General features: G+C 68.7%; 18 protein-coding genes. 2 read left to right on the forward strand and 16 right to left on the reverse strand.

What is annotated here, in order from left to right:
* Positions 1 to 177: 177 nt before the first annotated feature.
* From ABD848_RS24195 to ABD848_RS24210, 4 genes are all read right to left on the reverse strand, one after another.
* Complete coding sequence (locus ABD848_RS24195; protein ID WP_344977264.1) at positions 178 to 696, reverse strand: hypothetical protein; 519 nt, start codon at positions 694 to 696, stop codon at positions 178 to 180.
* A complete protein-coding gene (locus tag ABD848_RS24200; RefSeq protein ID WP_344977266.1) occupies positions 693 to 1,013 on the reverse strand; it encodes a hypothetical protein in 321 nt (106 codons plus the stop codon). Before ABD848_RS24200 ends, ABD848_RS24195 begins: the two co-directional genes overlap by 4 nt.
* Positions 1,013 to 1,321, reverse strand: a complete 309-nt coding sequence (locus tag ABD848_RS24205; RefSeq protein WP_344977269.1) for a hypothetical protein — start codon at positions 1,319 to 1,321, stop codon at positions 1,013 to 1,015. Before ABD848_RS24205 ends, ABD848_RS24200 begins: the two co-directional genes overlap by 1 nt.
* 140 nt (positions 1,322 to 1,461) lie before the next feature.
* A complete protein-coding gene (locus ABD848_RS24210) occupies positions 1,462 to 1,857 on the reverse strand; it encodes an ATP-binding protein (RefSeq protein WP_344977272.1) in 396 nt (131 codons plus the stop codon).
* A 119-nt stretch (positions 1,858 to 1,976) separates the two neighbouring features.
* Here ABD848_RS24210 and ABD848_RS24215 point away from each other — a divergent pair, with 119 nt between their 5' ends.
* Positions 1,977 to 2,726 (forward strand): GntR family transcriptional regulator, encoded by a 750-nt coding sequence (locus ABD848_RS24215; RefSeq protein WP_344977275.1) that lies wholly within the window; start codon positions 1,977 to 1,979, stop codon positions 2,724 to 2,726.
* A gap of 282 nt (positions 2,727 to 3,008) precedes the next feature.
* Here the strand turns inward: ABD848_RS24215 and gatA are convergent, their stop codons facing one another.
* The 7 genes from gatA to mnmA form a co-directional block, all read right to left on the reverse strand.
* Positions 3,009 to 4,499, reverse strand: a complete 1,491-nt coding sequence (gatA, locus tag ABD848_RS24220; protein WP_344977313.1) for an Asp-tRNA(Asn)/Glu-tRNA(Gln) amidotransferase subunit GatA — start codon at positions 4,497 to 4,499, stop codon at positions 3,009 to 3,011.
* 20 nt (positions 4,500 to 4,519) lie between these two features.
* A complete protein-coding gene (gatC, locus tag ABD848_RS24225) occupies positions 4,520 to 4,819 on the reverse strand; it encodes an Asp-tRNA(Asn)/Glu-tRNA(Gln) amidotransferase subunit GatC (protein ID WP_344977278.1) in 300 nt (99 codons plus the stop codon).
* A gap of 260 nt (positions 4,820 to 5,079) precedes the next feature.
* Entirely contained in the window at positions 5,080 to 7,140 is a 2,061-nt protein-coding gene (locus tag ABD848_RS24230) for a putative bifunctional diguanylate cyclase/phosphodiesterase (protein ID WP_344977280.1), read from the reverse strand.
* Positions 7,141 to 7,432: 292 nt separating this feature from the next.
* A complete protein-coding gene (gene ligA, locus ABD848_RS24235) occupies positions 7,433 to 9,610 on the reverse strand; it encodes an NAD-dependent DNA ligase LigA (protein ID WP_425567696.1) in 2,178 nt (725 codons plus the stop codon).
* Positions 9,611 to 9,688: 78 nt separating this feature from the next.
* Positions 9,689 to 10,711: a methionine synthase gene (locus tag ABD848_RS24240; protein ID WP_344977286.1), complete on the reverse strand. Its 1,023-nt coding sequence runs from the start codon at positions 10,709 to 10,711 to the stop codon at positions 9,689 to 9,691.
* A 51-nt stretch (positions 10,712 to 10,762) separates the two neighbouring features.
* The gene (locus ABD848_RS24245) at positions 10,763 to 11,293 is read right to left on the reverse strand and encodes a DedA family protein (protein WP_344977289.1); all 531 of its coding nucleotides are present in this window, start codon (positions 11,291 to 11,293) and stop codon (positions 10,763 to 10,765) included.
* A gap of 123 nt (positions 11,294 to 11,416) precedes the next feature.
* Complete coding sequence (gene mnmA / locus ABD848_RS24250) at positions 11,417 to 12,511, reverse strand: tRNA 2-thiouridine(34) synthase MnmA (protein ID WP_344977292.1); 1,095 nt, start codon at positions 12,509 to 12,511, stop codon at positions 11,417 to 11,419.
* Between the two features lie 126 nt (positions 12,512 to 12,637).
* On the opposite strand from mnmA, the gene ABD848_RS24255 reads away from it, so the two are divergent.
* Positions 12,638 to 13,798: a DUF695 domain-containing protein gene (locus ABD848_RS24255; protein WP_344977295.1), complete on the forward strand. Its 1,161-nt coding sequence runs from the start codon at positions 12,638 to 12,640 to the stop codon at positions 13,796 to 13,798.
* Here ABD848_RS24255 and ABD848_RS24260 read toward each other — a convergent pair whose 3' ends face one another.
* From ABD848_RS24260 to ABD848_RS24280, 5 genes are all read right to left on the reverse strand, one after another.
* A complete protein-coding gene (locus tag ABD848_RS24260) occupies positions 13,799 to 14,968 on the reverse strand; it encodes a cysteine desulfurase family protein (RefSeq protein WP_344977298.1) in 1,170 nt (389 codons plus the stop codon). It lies immediately after the preceding gene.
* A gap of 446 nt (positions 14,969 to 15,414) precedes the next feature.
* Complete coding sequence (locus ABD848_RS24265; RefSeq protein WP_344977301.1) at positions 15,415 to 16,359, reverse strand: electron transfer flavoprotein subunit alpha/FixB family protein; 945 nt, start codon at positions 16,357 to 16,359, stop codon at positions 15,415 to 15,417.
* Positions 16,360 to 16,396: 37 nt separating this feature from the next.
* Positions 16,397 to 17,176 carry an electron transfer flavoprotein subunit beta/FixA family protein gene (locus tag ABD848_RS24270; protein ID WP_344977304.1) on the reverse strand — a complete coding sequence of 260 codons (780 nt, stop codon included), beginning with the start codon at positions 17,174 to 17,176 and terminating at the stop codon, positions 16,397 to 16,399.
* A gap of 296 nt (positions 17,177 to 17,472) precedes the next feature.
* Complete coding sequence (locus tag ABD848_RS24275; protein ID WP_344977307.1) at positions 17,473 to 19,413, reverse strand: serine/threonine-protein kinase; 1,941 nt, start codon at positions 19,411 to 19,413, stop codon at positions 17,473 to 17,475.
* A 1,032-nt stretch (positions 19,414 to 20,445) separates the two neighbouring features.
* Entirely contained in the window at positions 20,446 to 20,991 is a 546-nt protein-coding gene (locus ABD848_RS24280; RefSeq protein WP_344977310.1) for a YbaK/EbsC family protein, read from the reverse strand.
* Positions 20,992 to 21,457 lie beyond the last annotated feature (466 nt).

Genomic DNA, 21,457 nt, shown 5'->3' on the forward strand with positions numbered 1-21,457 from the left:
CCGGATACCTCCCTCAGGCGGAAACCGCACCTGAGCCTGGACGACCAAGCGATGAGAAGAAACTGGTGGTGGAGGGTGGTCAACATTCATCCGTCGCCCAGTGGTCCACTTTCGGGCGACGTTGACAGGGGGTGTTCCAGTGCGGCCCTGAGGGATCGTGCTCTTTGCTCGGCCCGGTTAGGAGGGGGCGGGGGTGCGGCGCCGGCGGTGCCGCGGCTGGATCGGCCGAACCGGTACCGCCGCAGACCGTGACGTGGTTGTGCTGGTTGTGGTGCTACCGGTGGGTCTGGCCGGTGGCTCGCCGGGGCGAGGTGGCCGGGCCGGCCGGCGCGGTACCCGCACCCACCCCTCGCCCAGACCTTCGCCAGGCCGCTCATGGGTGTACCGGTCGTGGGTGTACCGGTCGCGGGGGCTTGGCTCGCGGTCGCGGGTGGACTGGGCGCGGGTGCGGGGGTCGCGCCCCTGGGGGCTCTGGCCGCCGGGCTGCTCGCGGGTGCGGGGGTTCCACCCGTGGTGGTGCCGGGTGCCCAGCACAGCCGTGATCAGTCGTTCGAGGGCCTGCGGGGTGGCTGCTTCCAGCAGGCGTGGGTGGCCGGGCAGGAGTGCCCACCATTGGCGGGTGTGGCTGCCGTGCCAGATGGTGGCGCCGGGGAAACGGTGGTGCAGGCGGGCCAGGGCCGCATCCACCGGGCTCACCGCTCCTCCCCCGTCTGACCGGGGGGCCAGGCGTGGCCGGTGGCATCCACATGGATACCGGTGTGGCCCGCCGGGCGGATACACGGCCACGCCCTGGTGCGGCGTCGGGGCGTACCGGGCCACTGTCGGATATGGGCCGAGCCGGGGCGGGGTTGGGTGCAGGCGTTGCCGTACTGATCGGCCAGATGGGTCAACAACGCCAACGAGGTCTGGCGCACCCGGCCCAACCACAAGGCCCGCTCCTGGGTACCCACCACCAACGCATCGGCCACCCGACGCAGGTGACACACCTGATCGCCCTCCCGAGGATCGCGCATCACCGGTCCACCTCCCGGGCGGGTTGAATCGTGAAGCGCGCCACCGGTTCTTCCCCGCTGTGGGCGTGGATCGGGGCGGTGAACTCCTCCAACGCGAACGCCAGATCATCGAGCGTGCTCGCGGCCAGCACGAGCCCTTCCTCGGCGCGGTGGTGCGCGCGATAGGGCACCACCTGCTCCGGCTCGTATGTCAGGCGCCAGGTCAGCCGATGACGGGCATGCAGCCCACAAAACCGGGCGTAATCCGGCGGCACCACCCCCAACCCGGCCACATAGGAACGCACCCGCGACGCACGCGCCGAAGGCACGGCCGGGCTATCACCAGAGACCGACAACCAGCCAGACCAGGCACAGCGTCGCCCATCCGGCACGAACAGTAGTTGAACAAGAGGCACGAGCAGACAGGCCCCAACAGGCCAGGCGAGTCGCATCACCAAACTCCTCAGAGTTAAGCCGTCTGGGAAGGCCAGCGGGAAAGATGGGAATGGAGCGGACGCAAGAGCGCCCACATCGTGCAGTCACCTGACCGGTGACGCACGGAGCCGATCTCATCAGCAAGCGCTGAAACGATGGCGAGCCCGTATGGAGCGTCGTCTTCAACGAGGATCGTGTCGAGCCGAGGGTGGCGTCCTCGCTGGTCCGTAACCTCGATGCGGATCTCATTGAGATCGTGTACACGGATCACGACATCGCCGACACTGGCGCGAATGGCTCTGGTAACCAACTCCGTCGCGATGAGGACGGCATCGTCATGGCGGTCGGCCCCGGCCAATAGCCCAGCGATACCGCATCGGGCCACGGGCGCCATGGCTGCGATCGCTGGCAGAGTGATCGTCTGTCCCATAGCCACCCCAAAATCAGTACGTGCAGATATAGAATCAGCACGTTCAGCTTGTTTTGGCACGCACAGGTTTGTCAAGCTGTTCGTGCAGATTTCCCAGATTTCTTTGCTGAGGAGTGCCCGTGAGCCGCCCGACGTACCAGCGCATCGCCGACGAGATGCGGCAGCGCATCATCGCCGGGGACTATCCCCCCGGGGCTCGACTTCCCTCGCGCCAGGCGCTGGCAACGGAGTTCGAGGTGGGGCCGCGCGTGGCGGCTGACGCGGTGCAGCAACTCGTTGCTGAGGGCTACGTTGTCTCGCGTACGGGTTCGGGCAGTTACGTGCGAGCGCGCCCGCCGCTACGTCGGCTCACCCGGAGCTGGTACCGCGAGGCGCGTGATGGCAGCCCTTTCCGCGCCGACATGGCCGCTCAGGCGGTTCGCGGTGGCTGGGAGTGCTCCTCGGAATCCACCAACGCGCCAGAAGATATCGCCGGGCGGCTTGCGATCGAACCAAACGATCCGGTCATGTGTACGCGCTACACCTTCACCGGCGATGATGAACCGGTGATGCTGTCCACCAGCTACGAGCCACTGGAGATCACGCGCGCCACGTCGGTCGTACTTCCCGAGGAGGGACCACACGCCGGCCGCGGCGTGGTGGAACGGATGCGCGAGATCGGACAGCGCATCGTCCATGTCACCGAGATCGTGACCGCGCGACCGGCCAGCGAAGGCGAAGCCGAGCAACTCGGTCTCAGCCGTGGCACCGTGGTGCTCGTGATCCAGCGCACCTACTACACCGAGCAACGGCCGGTGGAGACAGCCGACATCATCGTGCCACCGGATCGCTACGAACTGGCCTATATGATCCCGGTGGAGCAGGACTGAAAACAGCAGCACCCCCGCCGAAACGGGGGCACGCTGCAACATTCCCATACTTTCCAACTACGGATCGTACTGCGGCAGGCCCCCCTGGTCAGCGCGATGCGTTCAGCACTTGATCGTCCCGCTCACACAAGAATCCCCCATCGGTGCCAATGGGGGATTCTTGCCGGTACTTCCCGGAAGAACTCTATCGATCCGTGGCCCTTGGCCATGACGTTTCCCTAAGACAGACTGCCGCATACGCTGGCTCTTCAGGACCGAGCGCCAAAGCCACTACAGCAGCTCTCACCCCGCCTGGGGACTGTAGGGGCTCTTGCTGATCAGGTCGGTGCCGCCCCAGGTGTCGTTGCGGGCGGCTTCCAGAGCGGCGCCCACGCGGTAGGCGCGGTCATCGGCCAGTACCGGGGCCATGATCTGCACGCCCACCGGCAGGTTGTCGTCGGGCGAGAGACCGGCCGGCACCGACAGGGCCGCGTTACCGGCCAGGTTGGTCGGGATGGTGCACAGGTCGGCCAGGTACATCGCCATCGGGTCGTCGGCGCGCTCGCCGATGGGGAAAGCCGTCGTGGGCGTCGTGGGCGAGACCAGCACGTCCACATTCTCGAACGCGGCCTCGAAGTCGCGCTTGATCAGGGTGCGCACCTGCTGGGCAGAGCCGTAGTAAGCGTCGTAGTAGCCGCTGGACAGCGCGTAGGTGCCCAGCATGATGCGGCGCTTGACCTCCGGGCCGAAGCCCTCGGCGCGGGTCAGCGACATGACCTCCTCGGCGCTGCGGGTGCCGTCGTCGCCCACGCGCAGCCCGTAGCGCATGGCGTCGAAACGCGCCAGATTGGAGGAACACTCGCTGGGCGCGATCAGGTAGTAGGCCGACAGCGCCGTGGTGAAACTCGGGCACGACACCTCGACGACCTTGGCGCCCAGCGACTCCAGCGTCTCGACCGTCTCGTTAAACCGCGCCAGCACGCCCGGGTGGTAGCCCTCGCCGCTCAGCTCGCGCACCACCCCGACCCGCAGGCCGGCCACATCGGCGCGGCGGGCCGCCTCGACCACCGGCGGCACGGGTGCGTCCACGGACGTGGCGTCGCGCGGATCGTGGCCGGAGAACGCCTCGTGCAGCAGCGCCGCGTCAAGGACGTTACGCGCGATCGGGCCGGGCGTGTCCAGCGAGGACGCAAAAGCGATCAACCCGTAGCGCGACGAGCCGCCGTAGGTGGGTTTGGCGCCGACCAGACCGCACACCGCCGCAGGCTGGCGGATGGAGCCGCCCGTGTCGGTGCCGGTGGCCACCGGCGCCTCGAACGCGGCCACCGCCGCCGACGAGCCGCCCGAGGAGCCGCCGGGGATGCGGGAAACGTCCCACGGGTTGTGCGACACCCCGAATGCGGAGTTCTCCGTGGAGGAGCCCATGGCGAACTCGTCCATGTTGGTCTTGCCCAGGATGACCATGCCCGCCGCGCGCAGCCGCGCGGTGACAGTGGCGTCGTAGGGGGGCTGCCAGCCCTCCAGGATCTTCGACGCGGCCGTGGTGGGCATGTCGGTGGTGGTGAAGACGTCCTTGTGGGCCACCGGTACGCCCGCCAGCGGCCCCAACTCCTCGCCTGCGGCGCGGCGCTCATCGACAGCGCGAGCCTGAGCCAGGGCGGCGTCCTCGTCCACGTGCAGGAAAGCGTTGATCTCGCCGTCGACCCGGGAAATCTGATCTAGGTAGGCGCGGGTGGCATCGACCGAGGAGACCTCGCCGGCGCTGATCGCCTCGCCGAGCCGCGCCGCGGTCATGCTCAGGATGTCGGTGACGCTCACTCTTCCTCCCCGAGGATCTGCGGCACGCGGAAACGACTGTCCTCCACCGCGGGTGCTCCGGCCAGCGCCTGGTCGGGGGGCAGTCCGGGGGTGGCCTCGTCGGGCCGGTAGACGTTGGTCAGCGGCAGGGCGTGCGAGGTCGGCGGGATGTCGCCCTGGGCGACCTCCTGGACCTTGGCCACAGCGGAGATGATCTCATCCAACTGCGCGGCGAGGTGGTCGAGTTCGTCCTCGCGCAACGCCAGCCGCGACAACCGGGCGAGATGCGCGACCTCATCGCGGGTGATGGCGGACATGAAGTGCAAACCGTTTCTTGTGCGGACTCGGACAGATCCGATCGTAGGAGTTGGGCTGCGCGCGCGGCGGTGATAGCGCGTGGGCCTGCCACCGCGGCGGGCCGCTCGACGAACGCGGACAGCTTCAATCCTATGGCCGTGTCCAGCCATCGGCGCCGTATTGACGGAGCGGGCGCGTGGGGAGGGGCCATACTGCCGCGTTGTGGGCTCTCAGCGGTTCTTTTCCCTTGTCGTGGAGATCGAGGGCGAGGACGGACCGCTCACCCCGCCTGGCTGGTGTGCTCCTGGGATATCGCGCCGAGACGGCCGTGCTCCAGCATCCACTGGGTGGCGGCCACCGCGTCCAGCGGCGCAGCGAAGAACCGTCCCTGGGCGGCGGAGCACCCCATGCCGCACAGGGCGCTGGCCACGGGCTCGCTCTCGACCCCCTCGGCCACGGCCCGCATGCCCAAGGTGCCCACGAGGTCGATGGCCGAGGCGACGATGACGCGCTCCTGGGGGGTGTCGACCACGCCGCTCACGAACGACTCGTCGATCTTGATCTCCTGGACCGGCAGCCCGTTGAGCCGGGCCAGAGTGAAAAAGCCCGTGCCGAAATCGTCGAGGGAGAGCGAGACCCCAAGCTCGGCCAGCGCCAGGATGGTGGGGGTGATCGCCTCGCTCTCGGCGACCATGACGCGCTCGCTGATCTCCACTTGCAGGGCGCTGGGCTCGACGCCGTGGCGACGCATACCGGCGGCCACGATCTCGGGCAGGGTGGGGTCGAGGAGTTCGCGCGCGGACAGGTTCACGGCCACGGGAACCCGCACCCCTTCGGCCCACCAGCGGGCGATCTGGGGCAGGGTCTGCTCCATGACCTCGTGGGTGAAGCTGCGCATGAGGTAGGACTGCTCGGCCAGCGGCACGAACTCGCCGGGGGCGAGAATGCCCCGCTGCGGGTGGCGCCAGCGCACCAGCGCCTCCGCGCCCACGACGCGACGCTCCTCCAAACTGAGCTTGGGCTGGTAGAACATTTCCAGCTCGTTCTCGACCAGCGCGCGGCGCAACTCGCTGAACAGGCTTAGCCGGGCGGTGGAGTTGCGGTCCTTGTGCTGGGCGTACAGCTCCACACCGGTGCGCCGCTCCTTAGCGACGTACATGGCCACATCGGCGCGCTGCATGAGCAGCTCGAAGTCGGGGGCGTGGTTGGGGTACAGCGCGATGCCGACACTGGCCTCAAGATCGAAGTCCATGCCGTCGAGTCGCATGGGTTCGGCCAGCGCCACGCGCAGCCGGGCGGCGACCTCGCGCGCGGAGGCGGCGTCACGCACCTGGGGCAGCAACACGGCGAACTCGTCGCCGCCGAGGCGGGCCACGAGGTCGCCGGGGCGCACGCTGTGGGTGAGGCGGTAGGCGACGTTTTGCAACAACCGGTCGCCGGTGGGGTGGCCGAGGGTGTCGTTGACCTCTTTGAACCGGTCAAGGTCGAGCAGCAGCAGGCCCACGCGCTGCTTGCGCTGCTGGGCGTCGCTGAGCGCCTCTTGAGTGCGCAGGATGAGGAGTTTGCGGTTGGCCAGACCGGTCAGCTCGTCGTGGTTGGCCTGGTACTCGCGTTTGACCGACAGTGAGGCGCTGCTGTACAGGGCGACGAGGGGGAAGCTGAACAGGGGGACGAGCCACGCCGAGTGGTCCATGGCCACGACCACCAGCGGCGCCAGGCTCAACAGCACGGTGGCGACGAACACGCGCTGGCCGAAGTCCTTGGCCAACACGCGGTGCAGCGGCGCGCGCTCGTGCATGGCTACGGCGCACTCCACCAACAGCAGGTTGGTGACGAAGTAAGCCGCACCGGCCAGGGCGATGATGAGCAGGCCAACGCCGCCGGGAACCCATGGGCCGGCCTCGGGACGTGCCCCGAGCAGCCGGATGACGCCGTCGGCCACGCCGAAGCTCAGCGTGTACTGGGCGAGGTTGAACGCCATGCGGTGCGGCGCGTGTCCCCGCGCGACCCCGGCGATGACGGTGGCGATGGCTTGGATGAGACCGGCTATGGGCAGACCGTAGAAGATGACCATCCCGAAGGAGAACGGCAGGGAGGTGGGATGGCCGTTGTCACGGGGAGTCTTGGGCAACACGATCGGGCGCAGCTCGCCGATGATCACTACGCACAGGATCACCCACACCAGCGGCTGAGCCATGACTGAGGAGAGCTGCTCGACGCCCAGCCACATGACGGAGACGCCAAGGAGGACGCAGCCGGCCACCGTTGTGCTGGCCAGATACAGCCACAGCGGCGTCCCGGCCCGGGGGCCAACATCCCGGGTGTTGTTGGGATCCTTCATAACGTCCTCGGGTTGGTCACTCGAAACTCGTCCCCACAACTGTGGCCGTGTGCGCGATGGGTACCGCCACCTCGTGTGTTACAGACATATCCACCCCAGATAGTTTATGTGGCCTAATCACCAAGTGTCGCCGATAAGCGACTTTGTGTAAACTAAGCACTACCTGAGAGAATCGCCCGATTCGCCCCAGAATACTGCGACAGGTAGCCTGGTGACTGCACATCGTAGAGCCCTGTGCACCAACGGGGGAGTACCTTACTTCCCCCCTTTCCACTCTAGGGCGATGCCGCTACTACTCTTCGTGATCCTCGGCTTCATCGGCAACGCCGCTCCGCGCCCTGGCTACATCCGGCCCGTGTCGTAGCAGGATCTCGAACCCCTCCTCATCGAGAATCGGCACGCCAAGCTGGCGGGCCTTGTCGTACTTCGACCCAGGGCTCTCGCCGGCCACAACGAAATCGGTCTTCTTCGACACCGAGCCCGTCACGCGCCCGCCGCGGTGCTGCACCGCCTCTTTGGCGGTGTCGCGGCTGAACCCCTCCAGGGAGCCGGTCACCACCACGGAAAGCCCCTCCAGCGGGCGCGGCCCAAGGTCGCCCTCCTCCTGCATCCGAACACCGGCGGTCCGCCATTTGGCCACGATGTCGCGGTGCCAGTCAACGGAGAACCACTCGATGATCGACCCCGCGATCGTGGGGCCGACCCCGTCGACGGCGAGAAGTTCTTCCTCACTGGCGGCGGCGATGGCGTCGATGGAGCGGAAGTGGCGAGCCAAATCCTCGGCGGCACGCGGGCCGACGTGGCGGATCGACAGCGCCACCAGCACCCGCCATAACGGCTGCTGTTTGGCCGCCTCCAACTCCTCGAACAGTTTCTCCACCGTTTTCTTCGGCTCGCCGTCCTTGTTGGCGAAGAACGTGACGACTTTGGGTTCGCCGGTGTCGGGGTCGATCTTGGGCTCGGTGGTGTCGGGGTCGAGGACCAGCGTCTTGATCGGCAAAAGCTGGTCTACGGTGAGGAAGAACAGGTCGCCCTCGTCGGCCAGGGGCGGCTTGGCCGGCTCCAGCGGCTGGGTCAGCGCGGTGGCGCCCACATAGCCCAGCGTCTCGATGTCGAGCGCCTTGCGACTGGCCACGTAGAACAGCCGCTCCCGGAGCTGTCCCGGGCAGGAACGGGCGTTGGGGCAGCGCAGATCGACATCGCCCTCCTTTTGCCGCCCCAGGGTCGTGCCACACTCCGGGCAGGTCTCGGGCATGACGAAGGCGCGCTCTGAGCCGTCGCGGCGCTCCAGCACCGGCCCCAGAATCTCGGGGATCACGTCGCCGGCCTTGCGCAGCATGACCGTGTCGCCGATGAGGACGCCCTTGCGTTCGACCTCCTCGGCGTTGTGCAGTGTGGCGAACTCCACTTCCGAACCGGCGACCATGACCGGCTCCATAACGCCGTAGGGGGTGACCCGGCCGGTGCGCCCGACATTGACCCGGATATCGACCAGCTTGGTGGTGACCTCCTCGGGCGGGTACTTGTAGGCGATGGCCCACCGCGGGGCGCGGCTGGTCGAGCCCAGGCGGCGCTGGGTGGAGACCTCGTCGACCTTGACGACCACACCGTCGATCTCGTAGTCGGGCTCGTGGCGGTGCTCGGCGTAGTAGTCGATGTAGTCGCGCACTTCGTCGAGCGAGCCGACGACGCGGTAGCGGTCGCTGACCGGCAGCCCCCACGCCCGCAGCAGCTCGTAGGCGTGCGACTGGTGGGTGAAGGAGACCCCCCGGTGCGCGCCCACCCCGTGAACCAGCATGGTCAGCGGCCGAGTGGCGGCCACCCGCGGGTCCTTCTGGCGCAGCGAGCCCGCCGCGGCGTTGCGCGGGTTGCGGAACTCGTCTTGGCCGTCGGCGGCCAGCCGTGCGTTGAGCTCCTTGAACGCCTGGCCCGGCAGGAACACCTCCCCGCGCACCTCCAGCAGCTCCGGCACCGGCTCGGTGGAGTCGTCGAGATGGACCGGGATGGCGTCGATGGTGCGCAGGTTGAGCGTGATCTCCTCACCCACGCGGCCGTCGCCACGGGTGGCTCCCCGCACCAAGCGCCCGTTCTCGTAAAGCAGATCCACCGCCAACCCGTCGATCTTGAGCTCGCACAGGTAGGCGCCGACCTCGGTCTCGCCCTCCACCCGCTGCGCCCAGGCCAGCAGCTCCTCGGGGCTGAAGGCGTTGTCCAGGCTCTCCATGCGCTCGGGGTGCTCGACGGGGGCGAACTCGTTGCTGATGGGCGCCCCCACCTTCTGGGTGGGCGAGTCCGGGGTGATCAGCGAGGGGTAGTGCTGCTCCAACTCCTGTAGCTCGGCCATGAGCGCGTCATAGTCGGCGTCGGGGATGATGGGCGCGCCCATGTAGTAGCGGTAACTGTAGTCGTCGATGTCCTGGGACAGCGCGGCGTGACGCTCGCGTACCTTCGCCGGGACCCCCTCGACCATGGCCGATTCCTGCTCACTCACAGTGGGCACGTCCTTCCACTCACGCCGGCACCGGACTACCGGCACCGGCTGTGACTCTCACAGCCGTGGCTCCTCGTGGAGCACCCTCGCTCCCGCCACGCAGGCGGCCAACGCCGCGCGGGCGTAGCCGGGTGAGGCGTGGGCCAACCCGCAGGTGGGGGTGACGACCACCGCGCGGGCCAGCAGTTCCGGGTCGAACCCGAGACGGTGCCACAGCTCACGTATAGGACCGACGTTAGTGGCAGGTTCGGACAGATGCGTGTCGGTACTCGCGACGGTGCCCAGAAAGAGCCCTACCCCCTCCTCCACGGCCTCGCCGATCGCCTCGTCGCTGTCCTGACGCAGCGCAGTGGCGTCTACCCCCAGGACGCGGGCGCCGCTGCGGCGCAGCAGATCGACCGGAACGGCGGGGGCGCAGCAGTGGACGGCCGGGATGGCCGCAGTGTCGGCAATGGCGGCGAAAACCGTGCGCAGGCGCTCCTCCACCGTGACCGGCTCCACGGCGCGCAGCGTCGCATAGCCGCTGGCGGTGGGGACCGTGCCGCGCAGTACAGCCGGCAGGAAGGGCTCGTCGAGCTGCACCAGCGGGCGGGCGCCGGGCACCAGCGCCCGTACGCGGGCGATGTGGCTGCCGATCGCCTCGGTCAGGGAGGCACACAGGTCGGCGACGGCGCCGGCGTCGGCCAGGAGTTTTTCGCCGCTGCGCAGCTCGATGCCGGCCGCCAGTGTCCACGGCCCGGCGAGCTGGATCTTGAGCGGGCCGGTGTAGTCGCCGGCGTGCTCCTCCAAGACGTCGAGGTCGTAGGAGAGGTAGCTGGTGGCGCGTCTGAGGTCGCGGCCGGGGCGCTGCGCCACGCGCCAGCCGGAGGGCTGGGCCTCGACGGGAAACTCCACCAGCAGGGCGGCGCTACGGCCGATCATGTCGGCGCCGGGGCCGCGCGCCGGCAGTTCCGGCAGGTGGACCAGATCCGGCAGCTCGCCGGCGATGATCCGCATCGCCTCGTCGGGGTCGGTGCCGGGGAAGGAGCCGACTCCGGTCGCGCTCGCCGGGGGCCAGGGGTAATTCAACTGCTCACTCACGGTGGCTCAGCATATTCGCCATAGCCGGCTACACCTTGTCCGCGTGCCGGTTTAGGTTCCCAGCGGCTGCTGGGACCGCTCGCTGTCGTCGTTGTCGTCTCCGGGCTCGGCGCCGCGGGCGCTCCGGCGGCGCCACACAAGCAGGATCACGGCCGCACCCAGCAGCACGGCCACCGCCACCGCTAGCAGGGGCGAACTGAGAAAGAGCGACCACCAGGCGGTGATCGCGGCGACCCCGCCGAGGCTGTAGAGCGTGGCCCAGATGAGAGAGCCGAAGAACAGCGCGACGAGATAGCGGATGTAGCCCATCCGCATCACGCCGGCGGCCAGGTTCACGGCGGTTTGCAGGCCCACGGTGGCAAACGACAGCGTGACGGCCGGCGCTCCGAACCGGTTGATCAGCCGCTCGGCCCGGGTCAGCCGGTCGCCCAGCCGAGCGGCGATCCGGGAGCGGTGCACACCCGCCCCGATGCCCCTGCCGGCCCAGTAGATGAGTTGGGTTCGGGCGAAGACGATGCAGAACAGGGAAAGGTAGACCCCCCAGAAGGGCAGCCCTTCGAGGAACCCGTACGACGATCCCATCCGCCGCCCCCTCATCTTGGGAACTATGCCATGCCTAACCTAACCTCCGAGTGGAGCGAAGGCGATAGGGGGACGGTGCGAGCACGCATACACCCCGTGTTGCGCCGGTGAGGGGCGGGGCCGCTACAGCGCCGAGGCGGACGCGGCCTCCTGGGAGACCCGCCCGGTGCCGGCGATTGTGGCTGAGCCCAACACTGTGTCGCCGTCGTAGAGCACGGCAGCCTGCCCCGTGGCCACGCCGGTCGCCGGCTCGGCGAGGTGGATCACCAACTCCTCACCGCGCTGCCAGGCGTGGCACTCGTGCACCTCGCCGTGGGCGCGCAACTGCACCCGGCAGGCGAACGGCGCGGCGAGCGGCGCGCAGCCGCTCCACACCGGACGCTCCCCGATGATCTCGTCGACCGCCAGGGACTCACGCGGCCCCACCCGCACCGTGTTGTTGACCGGCTCGATGGAGAGCACGTAGCGACGGTTGGTCGCGCCGCCGAGGTTGAGCCCCTTGCGCTGGCCCACCGTGAAGGCGTGCGCGCCGGAGTGGCTGCCCAGCACCTCACCCGACTCGTCGACGATGGGCCCCGGCTCGTTGCCCAACCGGTCGTTGAGGAAACCGGCGGTGTCGCCGTCGGCGATGAAGCAGATGTCGTGGCTGTCGGGCTTGTCGGCCACCGTCAGGCCACGGCGGTCGGCCTCGGCACGCACCTCGGACTTGGTGCAGTCGCCCAACGGGAACATGGCATGAGAGATCTGCTCGGAAGTGAGCACGGCCAGCACATAGGACTGGTCCTTGGCCTCGTCGACGCTGCGGCACAGCCGGCCGTCGATCTTGCGCACGTGGTGGCCGGTGCACACCGCGTCGAAGCCCAACGCCACCGCGCGGTCGAGCACCGCGGCGAACTTGATCTTCTCGTTGCAGCGCATGCACGGGTTGGGGGTGCGGCCCGCGGCGTACTCCGAGACGAAGTCCTGGACCACATCGCGGTCGAACTCCTCGGCCATGTCCCATACGTAGAAGGGGATACCGATGATGTCGGCGGCCCGCCGGGCGTCACGGGAGTCCTCGGCCGTGCAGCATCCGCGCGCGCCCGTGCGGTAGGACTGCGGGTTTTTCGACAGCGCCAAGTGCACGCCGGTAACGTCGTGGCCGGCCTCGGCAGCGCGCGCTGCCGCCACAGCGGAGTCAACGCCGCCCGACATGGCGGCGAGTACACGCAAAGTCATAGCACCTTCCAGCGTATCGGCCCCGCGGAGGGCCCTAGGGCCAACCAGCGGTGGTTTCTGCCGCTTTCACCCGTTTTCCTGGCTCTCCAGGTAAGGGGCACTGCGCGATTCTGCGAAAATCGAGGTATGGCTCTGTTCCGTCGTCGTCGTTCTACCACCAACGACTCCGCTGTCGCCGTGGACGAATTCTGGTCTCAATGGGCCGATCTCCGCGACGAACTCGCAGCTTCGGTGGACGCCAAGACCGCCGTCCCCGATGAGGTCGCCCAACGCCTGACCGAACGTGTCCGGCGGCTCCACGAGAACCTGACCTGGGACGTCTGTCCCGCCCCGCGGCCCGCCCCACAAGGGCTGGACGAACTCGCCGCCTCCTTCGACGACGAGGCCCGGACCCTCCTCTCCGGGGACGAGGACGCCTCCCAAACTGCCGAGGAACCCGCCTATGCGCTGATCCTCAGCGCCGGCGCCGACGAGAACGCCCGCGTGGTTGCGGAGCAATGGCGGCGTGCCGCCCCCAACGAGCCCCAGTGGCGCTTCTTCGGGGCTCGCCCCGCCGACCACGAACAACTCACCACCTCACTGACGTGGCACGACCACGAACTCGACCTGGCCCACGCCACGGTGGCGCTGCGGGTGGACCAAAAGGCCGGCACGATCGAGGCCAGCGTCTACCACCCGGATTTCATGTTCCTCGACGAGGAGACCCAAGTCGGCGTGGCCAAGAAGGTGGCGCTGCTGGCCCTGGGAGAGGACGACTACATCCGCTGGATCGGCTCGGTCACCCCGCTCACCGAAAAGCCGCTCGACCCGCTACCACCCACATCGATGCCCGCTGTCGTGCGGCAACTCGCCGACGCGCTGGGCGGCGGCTGGGTCACGTTGCAGGGCCGCATCCCGCTGCGGGGCACCACACAGATCCTCGTGCGCCATCCGCTGCACCGCCGCGACTTCCCCGCCTTCACCCTCTACACCCAGGTCACGGTCAACTACGCCAACTCCGACAGCGACAAGATGCCCGCGGGCGACTCCAGCGTGGCGCTGGAGGAGTTCAGCACGAGGCTGCGCTCGCTGCTAAACGACAACGGCGCGCTCCTGGCACAGCAGACCGGCGGCGGCCAGCGCCAATTCCACTTCTACATCGACCCCGAATCGGGTGTGCTGCCTGAGCTGGAAATGGCCGTGCGCGAGTGGAAAGAGGGGCGGACCCGGCTGGAGACGCTGCTCGATCCGCACTGGGAGACCATCGAGCCCATCATCAAGCCGATCCGGCGCCGCCTGGGCCAGTGATCAGCGCCGCTTGGCGCGGGCCGCGCGCGCCCGCGCCACGGCCGGACCGATCGCCTCGCCCAAGGCGCGCACATCGCCGTCGGTGGAGCCCCGCCCCAGGGAGAACCGCAGCGACGCGCGGGCGGTCTCAGGGTCGGCTCCCATCGCCAGAAGCACGTGACTGGGCTGCGACACTCCCGCCGAGCACGCCGACCCGGTGGAGCACTCGATGCCGTGGGCGTCGAGCAGCATCAGCAGCGCGTCACCCTCGCAGCCGGGAAACGTCAGGTGGGCCACCCCCGGTAGCCGGCTGTCCGCGTCGCCGTTGACCCGCACATCGGGGACGGCGTGGCGTACTGCCTCGACCAACTCCCCGCGCAGCCGCGCCAACTCCGCGGCGTGCTTCTCGCGCTCCTCGGCGGCCAGCCGCGCCGCCTCGGCAAAACCCCGCAGCAACGGGGTCATCAACGTCCCCGAACGCACGTCGCGCTCCTGGCCGCCGCCGTGCAGCACCGGGACCGGGTCGACCCCGCGGGCCAACAGCAGCGCGCCGGCGCCCACCGGGCCACCGATCTTGTGGCCGCTGACCGTGAGCGCCGAAACCCCACTGGCGGCAAAGTCCACCGGGACCGCGCCCAACGCCTGGACGGCGTCAGTGTGGAATGGGACACCGAAGCGCGCAGCCACCGCCGCCAGCTCCATGACCGGCTGGAGGGTGCCGACCTCGTTGTTGGCCCACATCACCGACACCAGCGCGACACTGTCGGGGTCGCGCTCGATCGCCGCGCGCAACGTCTGCGGAGCCACACGTCCCCGGGCGTCGACGGGAAGCTCCTCGTACTCGGCCCCCTGGTGGTCGGCCATCCACCGGGCCGGATCGAGGACGGCGTGGTGCTCGACCGCGCTGATCAGGATGCGCCGGCGTCGAGAATCGGCCCGGTTGCGGGCCCAGTAGAGCCCCTTAACCGCGAGGTTGTCGGCTTCGGTGCCGCCACTGGTGAAGATCACCTCGTGCGGGGTGGCGTTCAGCGCGTCGGCGACCGCCTCACGCGCCTCCTCGACCACCCGGCGGGCACGCCGGCCCGCACCGTGCAGGGACGAGGGGTTGCCGAGTTCCCCGAATTCTCCCGTCATCTCCGCGATGACCTCAGGGCGGAGCGGGGTTGTTGCGGCGTGATCCAGGTAAACCATGGCCCTTTCAGGATACGCCGTCAGCCCGCAATGAACCGCGGTGCCGAGCCCGGAGATCCCCCATGTGGCAGCCAACCGCCCCCGGCTCCGCAGGGGAGATGAAGACCCTGCGAACAGCGCCGGAACACCGCGCTATCCCCACCGACACCGCAGGCCGCCCCGGTCTTCAGGGTGCCGACACCTCTCGCCGGCCGCGATCCGATCCCGCCGGCGCTGAAAGGCCGAACTCCGTCACCGGTGCCCAGCGCAGCGCAGGGGAGCCCGCTGGCCCCAGGAGCCAGGGCCAGCCGCGCCCGGCTCCTGGGCTGCCATGGGCGATGGCTGCCGCCCGCAGCTTCGACGATGCCAGGGTCACAACGGCCGGCGGGCGGCCCCGGACTCCGGGGCCGCCCGCCGTGGTGGACCGTCGCCGCGCCACCGCGCCGGTTACACGCGGCGACGTAGGGCTACTTGCGCTTTTCGATCTCCTCGGTGAGCTGCGGGGTGACCTTGTGCAGGTCACCGATCACCGCGAAGTCGGAGATCTCCAGCAGCGGAGCCTCGGGGTCCTTGTTGACCGCGACGATGTTCTTCGACGTCTGCATCCCGGCCCGGTGCTGGATCGCGCCGGAGATCCCGAGCGCGATGTAGAGGTTGGGCGACACCGTCTTGCCGGTCTGGCCCACCTGGAACTGGTTGGGGTACCAGCCGGAGTCCACGGCCGCGCGGGAGGCGCCCACCGCCGCGCCCAGCGAATCGGCCAGCGACTCCACCACGGAGAAGTCGTCGCTGCCGACACCACGTCCACCCGAGACCACGATGGCGGCCTCCGTCAACTCGGGGCGGTCGCTTTGCTCCTGCTGGACACGCTCGACGACCTTGGCGCTCTTAGCGGCGTCGGACATCTCAACCGACACCTCCTCGATGGCGGCAGCCCCCTCGGCGGGCTCGGCCGGGATCGCGTTGGGACGCACCGCGATCACCGGCGTTCCCGTGCGCACCTTGGAGTGGGTGATGGTCGCGCCGCCGAAGATGGAGTGCTCGGCCACCAGCTCGGCGGTGACGTCAACCACGTCGGTGAGCACACCGGAGCCGAGCTTGACGGCGGTACGGCCGGCCACCTCCTTGCCTTCGGTGGTCGCCGAGACCAGCACCGCCGCCGCCGAGGTCTGCTCGACCAGCTTGGCCAGCAGCTCGGCTTTGGGGGCCACAACGTAGTCGTTCAGCTCGGCCGGAGCCGTGTACACCTTCTCGGCACCGTACTCGGCCAGGCTCGCCTTGGCACCGTCGGAACCGTCACCCACCCACACCGCGGCGGGCTCACCGATGCGGCGCGCGGCGGTGAGCAGCTCGGCGGTGACCTTCTTGACCTCTCCGTCGACGTGGTCGACGAGGACGAGGACCTCAGCCATGTCTTTCAATCCCTCTTTCGTCTTCGCCGGACCCGACTTAGATGAACTTCTTCTCGGCGAGGAAGGCGGCCAGCTTCTGCCCGCCGTCGCCCTCGTCCTTGACGATCGTGCCCGCGGCACGCGGCGGGGCCGCGGCGAAGTCAACGGTCTCGGTCGTGGCGTTGGCCAGGCCAACCCGGTCGGCCTCGATCCCGGCGGCGGCGAGGTCGAGCTTTTCGACCGGCTTCTTCTTGGCCGCCATGATCAGCTTGAACGACGGGTAACGGGGGTCGTTGATCTTCTCGACCACGGAGACGATCGCCGGAAGCTGAGCCGCGACGACGTCATAGCCGTAGTCGGTGGCGCGTTGGATCGTGATATCGCTCCCGTCGACGTCGACCTTGCTGGCCAGCGTCAACTGGGGCAGTTCCAGGTACTCAGCGAGCGCGGCGCCGACGACACCGGTACGCGCGTCAGTGGACTCCGACCCCAGCACCACGAGATCGAACTCGATCGTGCGCAGCACCTGGGCCAAAGCGTAGGCCGTCTGCAAGGCGTCAGAGCCGTGCAGGGCCGCATCGTTGAGGTGGATCGCCTTGTCGGGCCCCATGGACAGCGCTTTGCGGATGGACTCCGACGCCTGGTCGGGACCCACCGAAAGGACGGTCACCTCACCGCCGTGCTTCTCTTTGAGTTGCAGGGCCTCTTCAATCGCGTACTCGTCGAGCTCGTTGATGACTCCGTCCGAGCTCGCCCGGTCGAGCGTGTTGTCAGCCGGGCTCAACGTGCGCTCGGTCGCCGTATCGGGGACCTGCTTGACCAAAACGACAATATTCATGGCCGGTGGCCGACCTCCCTGCACTCTTTGGCGTCGCCTGCTCAGGCGGCGCAGACACGCTCACATTCGTGGAACTAAGGTTGTCAAATGTGAAAACGCCATCTGAAAGCGGGTTAGGCGCTCCTGTCTCGCCCCTCCCGCGTGATGTACTGTTCCAGCCCACCCTCGATGTTACTGATTAGTAGCAAGAGGGCAAACACGGGAGGGGTAAAGTCCGGCCCCCACCTGCGAAGACCAGTGGTTGCACGGACGCGCCGGCGCCCACCGGCGGCCCGCCCTGCCTCACACGAGGCCGCTTACGAGGCGAACCACGAAGAGGGACCGGCGATCGGGTCCCAAGCGGGGGACGCCTGCACGCCGAACACGATCAAAAAGAGCGCGAGCAGGCAGATCGCGACGATCGAGCCCCAGTAGACGTAAGGGTTGCGGATGCCGATGTTCTCAGTGAGCCACGTCGCCTGACGCCGCGTGCCCTGACCGTTGGGGCCCAGGAAGCTCAACAACACCACGACCGCCATAGCGTAGGCGCCCACGTTGTTGGGCTCGGACTTGCCGAGAGCGAAGCCGATGATGAGCCCCACAATGATGCCGCCCAGCAGGTAGCCCAAGCCGTACAGCAACGTCCGTCCCGTGTTGCGAACCAGCGCCCACGGCATACTCAACACGACGACCATGCTGTCGGAGCTGCGCGGCCCCCGCGTCTGCAACCGGCGGGCCTGCTCGATCTTGACCGTGTCGAGCGCCCCCAGGATGCTCGCCGCGAGCACCCCCACCACCGCGCCGACCGTGGGGACCATGAGCGTCAACCCGCACACGACCAACAGCAGCGGCAGCAGGATCAACGACGGCAGCCGGCGAGGCTCGGCATCCTCATAGGGGTCGTCGTCGGAGCCGAGATAGTCGCTGAGGCGATCCTCGCCGCGCCGGCCGCCCCAGCGGCCGAACAGGCCACCGCGGCGTTGCTCGTGCTCGTCGTCGTAGTCGTCGGCAGGGAACGTGGACGTGTGGTCGGGCCGGCGACGCTGGTCATAGTCGACGGGGGGCAGTACGTCGCGGAACTCCTCAGGCCGCAACGTCGAGTTGAAGTACTGCGTCTGGGGGGCGACGTCGTGGTGGTGAGCGGGCTCATCAGACGGAAGCAGGCCGGTGCGCTGGGCATCCTCGGGAGCGACCATGGTCTGGTCGGCCCCCGACCCGGCGACCAGCGTGTGCTCGGGGTCGTAAACGTGGGTGGCGTCACCCTGGGGGGACTCGTCGCGCTGCTCACTGCCACCGGCGGCGCCCATCCCGTGGGCCACGGTGCCCACCTCGTCGGCGACAGGGGCCGCGGACTCGCTCTCCTCAGGACGCGACACCTGCACCGTGTGCTTACCGGTCACCCCACTGGCCTGGTACTCCTCCCCCGCCCACGGCAGGTCGAGGTTGAGCCGGCCGGCCTGGGCGACGAGCCCGGCAGCCGTAGGACGGGCGGCCATGTCGCGCGAGACCGCGGCCTGGACGAGCGGCTGTAGATCCCGCGGCATGCCCTCCATGCTGATCTCGCCGTTGAGAATGCGGTAGAAGATGACCTCGAACGCACCCGCTCCGTAGGGCGGGTTGCCGGTCGCGGCGAAGGTGACCGTGGCGCCCCACGCGTGGACGTCAGTCGCGGGACTGAGATCGGTACCCTCGATGACCTCGGGGGAAAGGTAGCTGGGGGTGCCGACGAAGGTACCGGTCTGGGTGAGTTTGGCGCCGTCGACGGCGTGAGCGATACCGAAATCGATGACGATGGGCTCGCCGTTGGAGATGATGACGTTGCCCGGCTTGAGATCGCGGTGGATGACACCGGCGGCGTGGATGTCTTTCAACGCCTGAGCGAGACCGCCGACGAAACGGGTAAGGGCGCGCCCGCGCAGCGGTCCGTGATCGGTGACCGTGGCGTCCAGGGTGGGACCGGGAACGTACTCGGTGACGACCCACGGCCGACTCGCGTTGGTATCGGCGTCGATGACCTCGGCGACGTTGTCGCTGTGCACCCGGCGCATGGTCTCGACCTCGCGGGCCAGCCGGGCGCGGGCGGTGTCGTCACCGGCGACCTCGGGACGCAGGACCTTGATGGCGACGAGACGATCCTGAGGGTCCGCCGCTTGGTATACAACGCCCATACCGCCCTGACCGATACGCCGGCGGATCGTGTACGGACCGATGCGCTCCGGCAGCCCCTCGTCGTCGGGGAAACCTGCCGTCATTGCCATTGCGAACTCATCCCCTCAAACCCCGCGTACCACCGCGCCTAGCTTATCGACCGGCAGCGGCGCAGACGATGCGGCGACTGCGGCCGGTCGCGCCACGCGCCCCCACCCGTCACCACCGGCCGGCGACGCTCGACGCCCACTATTCGGAAGCGGCGATGCGCGTTACGGGACCACACGAGCATTGAAATCATTGAGTTAGCCGGAAAGCCACGCCGCCGCGCCGGCCCGACACCAGAGCATGCCACGCACCGGCCTCAGCCTCCGCGCTCCCAGCGCGATCCGGACGATCATCACGAGTATGACGGAAAACTTACCGGACCGGTTCCGCCCGACATATCGCGGCGGCGCCGCCCTGATGCCGTTTTCGAGTGACCAGAACTGGAACAAGGGTGGTGTTACCAGCTCAACGCGGCGCGAGCGGCAGCGGAAACCACAGTGAAAAACCAGGGACACCCCCGAAGAGCACTCCGGGGCCGGTCGGGAGTTCTCCCGAGAAGGCAGGAGACGGGTGTGGCTGGACACTCGCCACGAGAGCAGGAAACGCCACCCACCTTGCTCTCCTTGACCCAAACGCGCGGGGGGCGCTCGCCACGAGAGAGGCCATGAGAGAGGGGGCGACCGTCGACGCCGACCGTGGCGGGGACGCTCGACAGGGGCACCGGCCGCTCGGACGGGGGCTGCGACCTCACCGCCGCCCCCACACCTCGGCTCATCCCACGGTGCGGTTGACGACCCATCCACCGCAGCGAGTGGGCTGTGCCCAGCACCTCTCCACCCATCACGCCCCGCAAGAGCACGAGCGTCTCGTTACAGCTTCCCGTGTCGGGGCGCCTCGCGGGTAGCACCGGTCTGCCGGGCCGACCGGCCACTCAACCGCACGAGCCTCTCATGGCGGCTGCCGGGACCGTGCGCTTCGCGACGGCGCCAACCTGCCGGGCCGACCGGCCACTCAACCGGCGGAGCACCACCGCCTCATGGCAGCTCCCCATAGCCGCACGCCTCACAGCGACGCCAGGCTTGCCCAGCCGAGGCTCACTCGACCGGCTGAGCCAAGTCCTTGACGACCTCGGCGTTGGGCAGCTCGGCGAGGACCGCGCCGGGAACGGCGAGCTTGGAGCGGCGTAGCCCGCTTCCGATCAGCACGTAAGGCTGGTCGATCACGGCGGCGTCGACCAGCAGCGGCCAGTCCGCCGGCAGCCCCACCGGCGTGATACCGCCGTACTCCATGCCGGTCACCTCGACCGCCTCCTGCTGCGGCGCGAAGGACGCCTTGCGCGCGCCCAACCGCTTGCGGACGGTGCCGTTGACGTCGGCGCGCGTGGTCGCCAAGACGACGCAGGCGGCCATGGTCGTGGTGCCGCCGCGTTTGCCCGATATCACCACACAGTTCGCCGAAGCCTCCATCGGAACAGCGTAGGCGGCGGCACAGTTGGCGGTGTCGGCCAACTCGGGGTCGATCTCAGCCACGAAGAGCTTGTCGACCGGGGTGGGGCCGGGCCACGCGGCGAGCGCCGCCGCGACAGGCGGGGCCACGAGGTCGGTGCGTTGGGACACGGGATGCGTGACGAGCTTCCACATATGTGTTCACCTCCCGCCGGAACGGGCGTTACGGGGTGGCGCGCTGATCGCGCACGAGGGGAAGGAAGGGACGCCGGTCCACTGTGGCGCACCGGCGCCGACAGCCGGCGCGCAACCGGCCAGCACCAGTGGCCGTCAACCGGCGCGACGACGGTTAGTCAGCATAGCGCCCTGTGACCGCCACAGCGCCGGGCCGACCGAAGCCGGCGCCACCGCGGGTGCGCGCGCAGCCCACAGTCCCTAGAACGGACCGACTCCAGCACCCCATCCCTGCGTGCGCGGGGAGCACGCCAGCTACGACCTATATGTGATGTATGCGCAAGGACCGTCCCCGCGTGAGGGGACCTGTGGTATGGCGGGGATTTGGTTTGAGCAGGCCAGAGTCGGTTTTCCGTCGCTCGTGCCTCGATCGCTTCGCGATCTCGGCAGCCAGGGGTGGGCTGTGGCTGGGGTGGGGCTCTAGCCT

This window comes from Salinactinospora qingdaonensis, assembly GCF_039539445.1.
GTDB classification, from domain to species: domain Bacteria; phylum Actinomycetota; class Actinomycetes; order Streptosporangiales; family Streptosporangiaceae; genus Salinactinospora; species Salinactinospora qingdaonensis.